This is a genomic window from Kurthia sp. Dielmo (genome assembly GCF_000307285.2).
GTDB classification, from domain to species: domain Bacteria; phylum Bacillota; class Bacilli; order Bacillales_A; family Planococcaceae; genus Kurthia; species Kurthia populi.
In genome coordinates this window covers 644,394-653,976 of sequence record NZ_HE578957.1, presented here as the reverse complement: position 1 = coordinate 653,976, position 9,583 = coordinate 644,394, and the positions used below count along the sequence as shown (strand labels likewise).

8 protein-coding genes, 1 pseudogene and 1 other annotated feature are annotated in these 9,583 nt (G+C 35.9%); of the genes and pseudogenes, 4 read left to right on the top strand and 5 right to left on the bottom strand.

Translation table 11 applies throughout. The features are described 5' to 3' along the window. A partial coding sequence (locus KTHG_RS08100) for a transglycosylase domain-containing protein (RefSeq protein ID WP_139992778.1) occupies window positions 1-2,384 on the bottom strand: 2,384 nt, incomplete at its 3' end. Window positions 2,385-2,696: 312 nt separating this feature from the next. Next, window positions 2,697-2,886: a binding site (T-box leader), on the top strand. Window positions 2,887-3,008: 122 nt separating this feature from the next. On the opposite strand from KTHG_RS08100, the pseudogene tyrS reads away from it, so the two are divergent. Continuing rightward, window positions 3,009-4,276, top strand: a pseudogene (gene tyrS, locus KTHG_RS08095) (tyrosine--tRNA ligase). Window positions 4,277-4,318: 42 nt separating this feature from the next. Here tyrS and KTHG_RS08090 read toward each other — a convergent pair. Further along, window positions 4,319-4,555: a glutaredoxin family protein gene (locus KTHG_RS08090; protein ID WP_126989196.1), complete on the bottom strand. Its 237-nt coding sequence runs from the start codon at window positions 4,553-4,555 to the stop codon at window positions 4,319-4,321. Window positions 4,556-4,625: 70 nt separating this feature from the next. Between KTHG_RS08090 and KTHG_RS08085 the strand changes: the two genes are divergently transcribed. After that, complete coding sequence (locus tag KTHG_RS08085; RefSeq protein WP_126989197.1) at window positions 4,626-4,946, top strand: rhodanese-like domain-containing protein; 321 nt, start codon at window positions 4,626-4,628, stop codon at window positions 4,944-4,946. After that, window positions 4,943-5,539 carry a YIP1 family protein gene (locus KTHG_RS08080; protein WP_139992651.1) on the top strand — a complete coding sequence of 199 codons (597 nt, stop codon included), beginning with the start codon at window positions 4,943-4,945 and terminating at the stop codon, window positions 5,537-5,539. The genes KTHG_RS08085 and KTHG_RS08080 overlap by 4 nt, the downstream gene beginning before the upstream one ends. A 52-nt stretch (window positions 5,540-5,591) precedes the next feature. On the opposite strand, the gene rpsD is transcribed toward KTHG_RS08080, so the two are convergent. The 3 genes from rpsD to hisJ form a co-directional block, all read right to left on the bottom strand. After that, window positions 5,592-6,194, bottom strand: a complete 603-nt coding sequence (gene rpsD, locus KTHG_RS08075; RefSeq protein WP_126989199.1) for a 30S ribosomal protein S4 — start codon at window positions 6,192-6,194, stop codon at window positions 5,592-5,594. A gap of 247 nt (window positions 6,195-6,441) precedes the next feature. Further along, a complete protein-coding gene (locus tag KTHG_RS08070; protein ID WP_126989200.1) occupies window positions 6,442-6,921 on the bottom strand; it encodes a GAF domain-containing protein in 480 nt (159 codons plus the stop codon). 14 nt (window positions 6,922-6,935) lie between these two features. Continuing rightward, window positions 6,936-7,727 carry a histidinol-phosphatase HisJ gene (gene hisJ, locus KTHG_RS08065; RefSeq protein ID WP_139992649.1) on the bottom strand — a complete coding sequence of 264 codons (792 nt, stop codon included), beginning with the start codon at window positions 7,725-7,727 and terminating at the stop codon, window positions 6,936-6,938. Window positions 7,728-7,862: 135 nt separating this feature from the next. Between hisJ and KTHG_RS08060 the strand changes: the two genes are divergently transcribed. Further along, window positions 7,863-9,563 carry a septation ring formation regulator EzrA gene (locus tag KTHG_RS08060; protein ID WP_126989202.1) on the top strand — a complete coding sequence of 567 codons (1,701 nt, stop codon included), beginning with the start codon at window positions 7,863-7,865 and terminating at the stop codon, window positions 9,561-9,563. Window positions 9,564-9,583 lie beyond the last annotated feature (20 nt).

Here is a 9,583-nt window from a genome sequence, read left to right as displayed (position 1 = left end):
CCAGTAGTACCGTTTGTACCAGTAGTACCGTTTGTACCAGTAGTATTTGTTTCTTCGCTTTCTTTTTTAGGTCCATTTAAGGCCTCTGGATTGCCACCGAAAGGCTGTAAAATACTTGTTGGTGAGTACGTATTTAATGATAGGTTTGCATTTACAAGATCGCTTGAGCAACTATAACCTTGAATTGAACAAGTTGAACGTGTTACGACATCTGATGGACGACTGAAATAGTCGCCATTAGCCGTTGCTAGATCTGGATTTGTATCGTAGATTGAGTTCATCAATTGACCCCATAGGCGGTTTACACGTTCAGATGGTTTACCGTAATAGCCTGAACCATAATCTAATGTTTTAGGCATATCATAGCCTAACCAAACTCCTAATGAAATGTCTTTGTTATAACCCATAAACCATACATCGTTATAGTTTTGTGTTGTACCAGTTTTAGCAGCAAAGTCCGCATTGAACTTTAATGTGCCATTTGCTTTTTTACCTGTTCCAGAATCTAAAACATCTCGTAGCATATCATTAATAATATAAGATGTAGCTTGGGAGAATACTTTTTTAGATTTTGATTTATGTTTATAGATTGTTTTGCCATCTTTGTCAACAATTTTAGTAATCATATAAGCATCAACATATTTACCACCATTAGCAAACGTTGCAAATGCATTGGTGTTTTCCTCTACAGTAGAACCAACTTGCAAGCCGCCTAGTGCAGCAGAATAAGTTGTACGGTCTGTTTCTGTGATGTATTCAAAACCTAGTTTATCTAAGTAATTCATAGGTTTATTAGCAAAGTTTAAACCATATAAACGTACAGCGGGTAAGTTTAATGAGTTTTTCAATGCGTAACGTGCAGAAACAATCCCTTTTGGTGTAGCACCGCCATAGTTTTCAAGAGGCTTAGCAGTTGACCAACCATGAGATGTTACTTCAACATCTGGCAGGGCACTACCGGCGCTAATAATTCCTTTTTCAATTGCTGGTCCATAAACAAGCAATGGTTTAATAGTAGAACCAGGCTGACGCTTAGACGACGTTGCATGATTTAAATTTTCTAAATCATAGTCGCGACCACCAATGAAACTTTTGATTTTACCAGTAGCATTTTCAATTGCCATTGCACCTACTTGCACAGGGGCCTCAACTGTTTTTGTTTCGCCGGTTTCTTTATCGGTTGTTTGTGTTGATAATGTTGTGCCATAACTTGAGAAATTCGTTTTAACATTATTCATCGCATCATACATCTTTTTATCAACAGTCGAATAAATTTTATAACCTTTTGTACGTAATTCACGGTCAGCTAAAATTTCATATTTTTCACGAAGGCGTGCTTCTTCATCAAGACGATTTGTATCAATACCATCTTTTTTTGCAAGGATTTTAGCCATTTCTTCTGTTGCACGTTTTTCAATTTCAGTTGTTACATAAGGGTATTTTTCCGTTGCGCGAGGTTCGCGTTCACGGAAATCTTTTTTTATGTTATATTTTAATGCTTTTTTATATTGTTTTGTTGTGATTTTATCAGTTTCATGCATACGATATAACACAGTTTTCATACGGTTAATACCAATTTTTAATTGCTTATTATCTTTTAAAGCACCTGATTGCGTATAAGGTGTATAAGCATATGGAGATTGCGGAATACCAGCAATATATGCAGCTTGTGCTAGGTTTAAATCTTTTGCTTTGACGTTAAAAATACCTTCTGCTGCCGTCTCGACCCCAGCGATGTTTGTGCCCGTAGAGTTACGACCATAAGGGATAACATTTAAGTAGGCCTCTAAAATTTCATCTTTTGTCATGAATTTTTCCAAACGCTTTGCAAGTAATAATTCTTTTGCTTTACGTTCGTAAGATACTTCATTCGTTAAGATTTGGTTTTTAATTAATTGCTGTGTTAGCGTAGAACCCCCTGTTTGAGAGTCTGAATTTGAAATATCTTGGAATAAACCACGTAATACCGCTTTTGGCACGATACCATCGTGATTTTCAAAGTTTTCATCCTCAGTTGCGATTACAGCATTAATAAGATCTGGTGATACTTTATTTAGTGTAATTTCTGTACGTTCCAAATCTGTACGCATTTTCCCTAAGTATTGATTGCCCGCAAAGTATAGTTTACTCGTTTCTTCATAATTGTGAACGGTAGAAACCATTTCTTGTTTTGAAACAAGTGGTTCTTCTTTTACGAGTGAGGCAAAATAACCTGCGCCAATCGACCCGACAAATACGATACCAAGAGCGATGATAAGAGCGAATAGTAGCAGAAGATTTCGCACAACGCTTGTCGTAATACGGAAATATTTCATCCAAGTTTTATTCGATAATTCATCGATTCGTGCATCAAATTGGTCGACCCATTGTTTGATTTTATTCACTCACATGACGTTGCAAAAAGCTCACCAAGGCGTGATGTTGCTACTTTCTGAACGCCTTCCTCCTTTATGTTCTAAATTAAGGGACTACATTAGTGCAACGGCTAACATAGTTTTGAATGTTGTTGTCAAAATGTATTATGTATCATTTACTGATTCATACACTACATCTTACCCTAATACGTCATTAATATGCCACTCAAAAATAATTGGCACCTATTAGTGTTTTATTTCACTAAAATCTCGTCTATTATACCATATTCACGTTCTTTTATTGACAATTGATTTTGGAACAGTGATAATAGCCTATATATGATTCGAACGGTGATGAATGCGAAGTAATCAGTGGATTCCCTGTATAGAGATCTAGCGGTTGGTGGAAGCTAGTCATAATGCATTGATGAATTACACATTCTGAGGGAGACGTATACGCTGCGATAAGGCGAAAAGAAGCGGGAGATTTTTTATCTCCAAGCCGGGTGGTACCGCGTTATACGTCCCTAACGTCCCTGCATCAATTTTTATTGATGGCAGGGACGTTTTTATTTTATACGTCATATGAAGAGGAACGGATCGTACGTAGTTTTGTTCCCAAAAAAAGACGCTTAAATTTTAGGAGGAATAACAATGACAAATGCTTTAATTGAAGATTTAAAATGGCGCGGCCTATTGTACCAACAAACAGACGAGGAAGGTATGGCAAAGTTATTAGACGATGAAAAAGTAGCATTATATGTTGGCGTAGACCCAACAGCGGATTCTATGCATATCGGTCATATTGTGCCAATGTTAACACTACGTCGTTTTCAACAAGCAGGGCACCAACCAATTCTTTTAGTTGGTGGAGCTACGGGTATGATTGGAGATCCTTCAGGTCGTTCAACGGAACGTAACCTTTTAACTGGAGAACAAATTGAACATAATGTGAATTGTATTAAAGGTCAACTTCGACGCATTTTTGATTTTAATAATGAAGCAAACGGCGCGCAATTAGTAAATAATTACGACTGGTTTGGTAATATGACAACAATCGAATTTTTACGCGATTTCGGTAAATTGATTAACATCAATTACATGCTTGGTAAAGATACCATTTCTTCTCGTTTAGAATCAGGTCTATCATTCACAGAATTCACATACACATTAATTCAAGGTATGGACTTCAATCATTTATACAATCACCACAATGTACGTATTCAAGTAGGAGGTTCAGATCAATGGGGTAACATTACCACTGGTCTTGAAGTTATTCGTAAAACACATGATGAAGAAGCAAAAGCATATGGCTTCACAATTCCACTAGTAACAAAAGCTGATGGTACAAAATTCGGTAAAACAGCAGGTGGCGCAGTATGGTTAGATGCAGAAAAAACATCTCCATATGAATTCTACCAGTTCTGGTTAAATACGGGCGATGCTGATGTTGTAAAATACTTGAAAATTTTCACATTCTTATCTCGTGAAACGATTGAAGCATTAGAAGAAAAAGTAGCAACAGAAGCACATTTACGTGAAGCGCAAAAAACATTAGCATCTGAAATGACAAAATTAATTCACGGCGAAGAAGGTTTAGAACAAGCACTTAAAATTACAGCTGCTTTATTCTCAGGTGATTTAAAAGCATTATCAGTAGAAGAAATGAAAGTAGCATTTTCAGGGGTTCCTTCAGTAGAAGTAGCAAAAGAAGATGCTAATATTGTTGATTTATTAGTAGAAGCAAAAATTTCATCATCAAAACGTCAAGCACGTGAAGATGTAACAAATGGTGCAATTTCTGTGAATGGTGAGAAAGTAAAAGAATTAGACTATACAGTTGATACAAAAGACCGTTTAGAAGATGCCTTTACAATTATTCGTCGTGGCAAGAAAAATACTTTATGGTGAAATTTGCATAACTAAAAAAAGAGTTTCTCTCTAATAATGGGAGAAACTCTTTTTTATTTGCTAAGATGCTGAATAATTTTAGTTGCTTGATTAGGATCATAACCTAAAATCCAGTGCCCTTCAAGAAGTGTTTGAGGTGCCCCTAAACGTCCTGTTTGCGCCATTAAATATTGAGAAATTTCAGGTCCATCAATTAAAATTGTTTCAAATTCAATTTGTTGTTCCAGTAAAAATTTTTTCATTAATGTACAGTAACCACAGTTGGGCGTCGAATAAATAGTTGCTTTCATTTCATCACATGTCCTTTCATGTTAAGCTAACTATAGCGAATATTTTTAAAATACTCAAGGGAGGTACAGTATGCAACATATTACAGCAGAAAAAGTACAACACTTGCTAGAAGAAGGAGAAACCTTGCATGTAGTTGATGTTAGGGAGGATTTTGAAGTAGCACATGGGATGATTCCGGAAGCTATTCATATACCTCTAGGAGAGTTACCATATCGTATATCAGAGCTTGACCAAAGAGTTCCGTATATTTTTGTTTGCAAAGCAGGTGTACGTAGCTATAATGCAGCTACATATATGGAAAGTATGGGGTTTGAAACGACAAATTTAAGTGATGGTATGCTTGGCTGGTTAGGTCCATTAACATTACTAGAAGTGGAGGGAAATAAATGAATTTAGAATTATTCAAGTTAGCTTGGAAAAGTCCCAGAGAAGCAATTCATTATGTGAATAAAAATAATTTCTCAAAATATTGGTTTGTACTATTTTTAGCAGGTTTTGGTAATGTTATTTTTAGTAATATTGACGACAAAACATTTGAAATTACTTGGTTACAAGTATTAGTGTCAGTCATTTTAGCCATTCCAAGTGTCTGGCTAGGCGCGATTATTGCCGGTTTCTTTACTCACTTTATTGCAAAGTGGTTTTTCAAAGGAACAGGGACATTTAAAGAAATGCGAAAAGGTTATTATGTATCGCTTTTACCTTATGTCATTGCTACACCAGTAGCATTGATTTATGTGATTTTATCAAAAGTAGCAGCGTTTAACTTAGAATATTTTGTTTTATTTATGAGTTTATTAATTGTTGTTATTGGGATTGTGACACTCGTCTTAGAAGTTATTGTTATTTCAGAGGTAGAAAAATTATCTATTGGACGTTCAATCGGTGTTATTATCGTTATGATTATTTTTGGTATTATTCTAGTTTTCTTCATTGTATTTATCGTTGCGAGTATTTTACTGTTAATTGGTTTTGGGTCGTAATAAATAAAAAAAGCAGATTGCCTTTTGGCAATCTGCTTTTTTAAATACGCTACTAGCGAGAGTAGAACTCTACGATGTACGCTTCGTTGATTTCAGAAGATAATTCAGAACGTTCTGGTAAACGTACGAAAGTACCTTCTTTTTTGTCAGCGTCGAAAGTTAAGTATTCAGGAACGAATGTGTTAACTTCGATAGCTTCGTTTACAGCAGTAAGGTTAAGAGATTTTTCACGAAGAGAAATAACTTGACCTGGTTTTACGCTGTAAGATGGGATATCAACGCGTTTACCATCAACTGTTACGTGGCCATGGTTTACTAATTGGCGAGCTGCACGACGAGTGCGAGCTAAACCTAAACGGTAAACTAAGTTGTCAAGGCGAGTTTCAAGTAAGATCATGAAGTTTTCACCGTGTACACCTTGTTGTTTGCCAGCTTTAACGAATACGTTGTGGAATTGACGTTCAGTCATACCATACATGTGGCGTAATTTTTGTTTTTCTTGTAATTGTAAACCGTACTCAGAGATTTTTTTGCGTTGAGTAGGGCCGTGTTGACCTGGAGCGTATGGACGTTTTTCGATTTCTTTACCAGTACCGCTTAAAGAAATGCCTAAACGACGAGATAGTTTCCAAGATGGACCTGTATATCGAGACATTTAAAGTCCCTCCTATGATTTTTATTTGGTATAAAACAAAAATCAGTCGTATTTAGTTATAACTGACATTTTGCTTTCATGTATGTTCGTTCATGCAGCCGACGAATTACTTATACACCATCTAGTTAAAAACTAGAGGAACAAACTGAACAGCTATACCATACAACCGCTGCGTTTATTTTACACAAGAGCTATTGTACGGGAAGAGATAGTATAAAGTCAAGCGTAAAACAAAAGATGCTATATACTATAAGTATTTTTCAAGTGTGCGAGCAAATAACTCAATGCCTTCTTTATCTATTTCTGAAAAACGAGAAACTGTAGGGCTATCAATATCTAATACACCGTATAAAGAGCCATTTTTAGAAAGCGGAACGACGACTTCAGAATTCGTAGCGGCATCACAGGCGATATGACCAGGGAAGTCATGTACATCTGTTACTAGCTGTGTTTCCATTGTTTTTGCGGCTGTACCACAAACACCTCGTCCAATTGCGATGTGTACACAAGCAGGTAAGCCTTGGAACGGACCAAGTAATAATTCGTCTTCTTTATAAAGGTAGAAACCACACCAGTTGACATCGTCTAAAAACTGATTAAGTAATGCAGAAGCATTGCTTAAAATAGCGATTTGATCTTTTTCTCCTTCTAATAGTGCGGATAATTGTTTTGATAATAGTGTATATTGGGCAATTAAATCGCCATCGTATGCTTTTTTTTCGAACATAATTGTTCCTCCAATTATTTTATAATGTCAGTATAATATTTGTGTAAATCTGCTACTTGATGCGCATCGGAGCCAAATATCAGTGGTAAGCCAATATTTTTTGCGTAAGTAATATATGGTTTAGGTGGATAGGGTTCCTTACAATATTTCTTAGAAAGGCCGGCACTATTCACATCCAATTCATAGCCATCTTCAAGCATCGTATCTAAAATATGATGTATATGTGCCTCATCATTAATTGTTTGGCCATGTGCGAGTTGGAATTTATGAATAAGTGTAGGGTGACCGATTCTTTTTGGTTTAAAGCGTCCTAGATCCGCTTTAATCGATTGCATAACTGTATCGTAATACAATTTATAAACTGCAGCAACAGAACCTACCTCAGCTGCAAAGTTATTAAATACTTCAGTTGAAAAATCGATACACGTGTACTGTCCTTGATGTTTTAAAAAATGAACGGATAAGATAGCATCATCAAATAGATAGCCAAATTCATTTAAAAAATCGGTTGTTTGTTTTTCGAATCCGACTATGTAATCTAACTCTACTCCTAAACGAATTTTAATTTTATTTGCATAATCCGTTTGAAGTTTTTGAATTTCGGAAACGTATTGATAAAAGGCTTTTTTCGTCATAAAGCTATCCTGATCAGGTGTGGGGTCGATAAATCCATTTGGAATGGGTGCATGCTCAGTAAAAGTAATGTCACCGAATCCTTCGTTAATTGCTTTTTCAATATAGCTAATTAGTGTATCAGTTGAACCGTGTGGGCAATATGGTGAGTGAATATGGCCATCTCGTTTCATAGAACTCCCTCCAATTTAGTGGAAAAATGATGAAAATGTATAGAAATCGATAAACAAAAGTAATAAAAACATGGTACTATTAAACATAATATAGAATAAGAAAAGTAAATAGTACAAGGACAAGGGGGACTTACGATGATCAAATATATTATTCCAATCATCATCGTACTAATCGTAATTATAGCAGTCATCTTTGTTTTTCGTAACAAGCATCTAACAGAGATGCGCCGACTGCAAGCGCTAAAAGATGATCTTCAGAAAAAACCAGTACAAGAAGAACTAGCGAAAGTCAAAGGCTTAAATATGAATGGTCAAACAGAAGCAATGTTTGAGAGCTGGAAAAACAAGTGGGAAAATTTAGATGATCAAGAGTTCCCTAAAATCGACAACTTGTTACATGCATTACGTGGTAATGTTGATCGTTTCCAATTTGGGAAAGCAACGATTGTAGAACAAGAAATTGAATCACATATTCATGGGGCAGATAAAATAATTGATCAAATTTTAGAAGAGTTAGATCATTTATTAAACAGCGAAAAACAAAGTAGCATTGAAATTGAACAACTTCAAGAGCAATATAAAACATCAAGAAAAACGCTACTAGCACATCAGTATTCATTTGGACCAGCGGCACGTCCACTTGAAGAACGTCTAGAATTATTTAATCCACAATTTGAAGATTATCACCAGTTAACAGATGCCGGAGATTATTTGAAGGCACGTGAAATTGTGGAACATTTGAATCGTGAAGGGCAAGAAATTTTTAAATTAATTTCAACAATTCCAGGGTTACTTAGAGAAATCCAAAAACAAATTCCATCAGATTTACAGGAGTTGCGTTTAGGTCATAATGAAATGGAAGAGACAGGGTTCTTTCTTAAACATTTGGAAATTTTAGAATGGATTCAAGCGACCGAGCTAGAATTAACAGAGCTAAAAGATAAAATTGCGGAGTTAGATATTGGTACGGCAGAGCTTCGCGTTCAAGAAATTCGTGAAGACATCGAACATTATTTTGATTGTCTCGAAGCAGAATATAACTCGAAAAAATATGTTGATCAGTATGTAACACCTGTAGGTACACGTTTACATGAAGTGCTATCGTACACATTAGCTACTGCTCGTGAAACAGAAGAAGTACAAAAGGGCTATCATTTAACGGGTGACGAAATTGCGACACCATTGAATTGTAAGCAAGAACTTGTAACCGTACAACAGCGCTATGAGACAATTGTACATGAATTAGAGGAGCATCAAGCGGCTTATACAATGGTAGAAGGCGAACTAAAAGAAATTGCAAATGATGCAGAGCGTATTTTTGAAGAGCAAGATGCATTTTCGGATCGTTTAAAAAATTTACGTATTGACGAAAATAATGCGTCTGATACGTTGAAGCAATTAACCGCAACACTGCGAGAGACGGAACGTCGATTACATAAGGCAAATATTCCAGGTATTCCAGATGACATCGAGTCTCGTTTGTCAGAAGCAGATGAACAATTGTTTGTTGCAGATCAAAAATTGAAAGCTGTACCACTTGATATGCCAGAAGTTTTTGAAGCAGTAAAAACTGCAGAATTAGCTGTTACAGAAACGACAAAGCATGTAGATAGCATGATTGAAGATGTGAAGTTAGTAGAGCTACTGATTCAATATGGTAATCGCTACCGTACAACAAAGCCTGGTATGAATGATAGCCTAGTTGAAGCAGAGGATGCATTCAATAATATGCGTTATTCAAAGGCGCTTGAAATTGTTGCGAAAGCGGTTGAGAAAGCAGAACCAGGGGCGCTTAAAAAGATGGAAGAGTTAGTTGATGAAGTATTAAGTAAATAACCATTAATTAGTGCATCAGA

Bases quoted from the DNA above. Each gene is read 5' to 3' on its own strand.
- KTHG_RS08090 (WP_126989196.1), bottom strand. From the start codon at position 4,555: ATGAAAGCAACTATTTATTCGACGCCCAACTGTGGTTACTGTACATTA.
- KTHG_RS08085 (WP_126989197.1), top strand. From the start codon at position 4,626: ATGCAACATATTACAGCAGAAAAAGTACAACACTTGCTAGAAGAAGGA.
- KTHG_RS08080 (WP_139992651.1), top strand. From the start codon at position 4,943: ATGAATTTAGAATTATTCAAGTTAGCTTGGAAAAGTCCCAGAGAAGCA.
- rpsD (WP_126989199.1), bottom strand. From the start codon at position 6,194: ATGTCTCGATATACAGGTCCATCTTGGAAACTATCTCGTCGTTTAGGC.
- KTHG_RS08070 (WP_126989200.1), bottom strand. From the start codon at position 6,921: ATGTTCGAAAAAAAAGCATACGATGGCGATTTAATTGCCCAATATACA.
- hisJ (WP_139992649.1), bottom strand. From the start codon at position 7,727: ATGAAACGAGATGGCCATATTCACTCACCATATTGCCCACACGGTTCA.
- KTHG_RS08060 (WP_126989202.1), top strand. From the start codon at position 7,863: ATGATCAAATATATTATTCCAATCATCATCGTACTAATCGTAATTATA.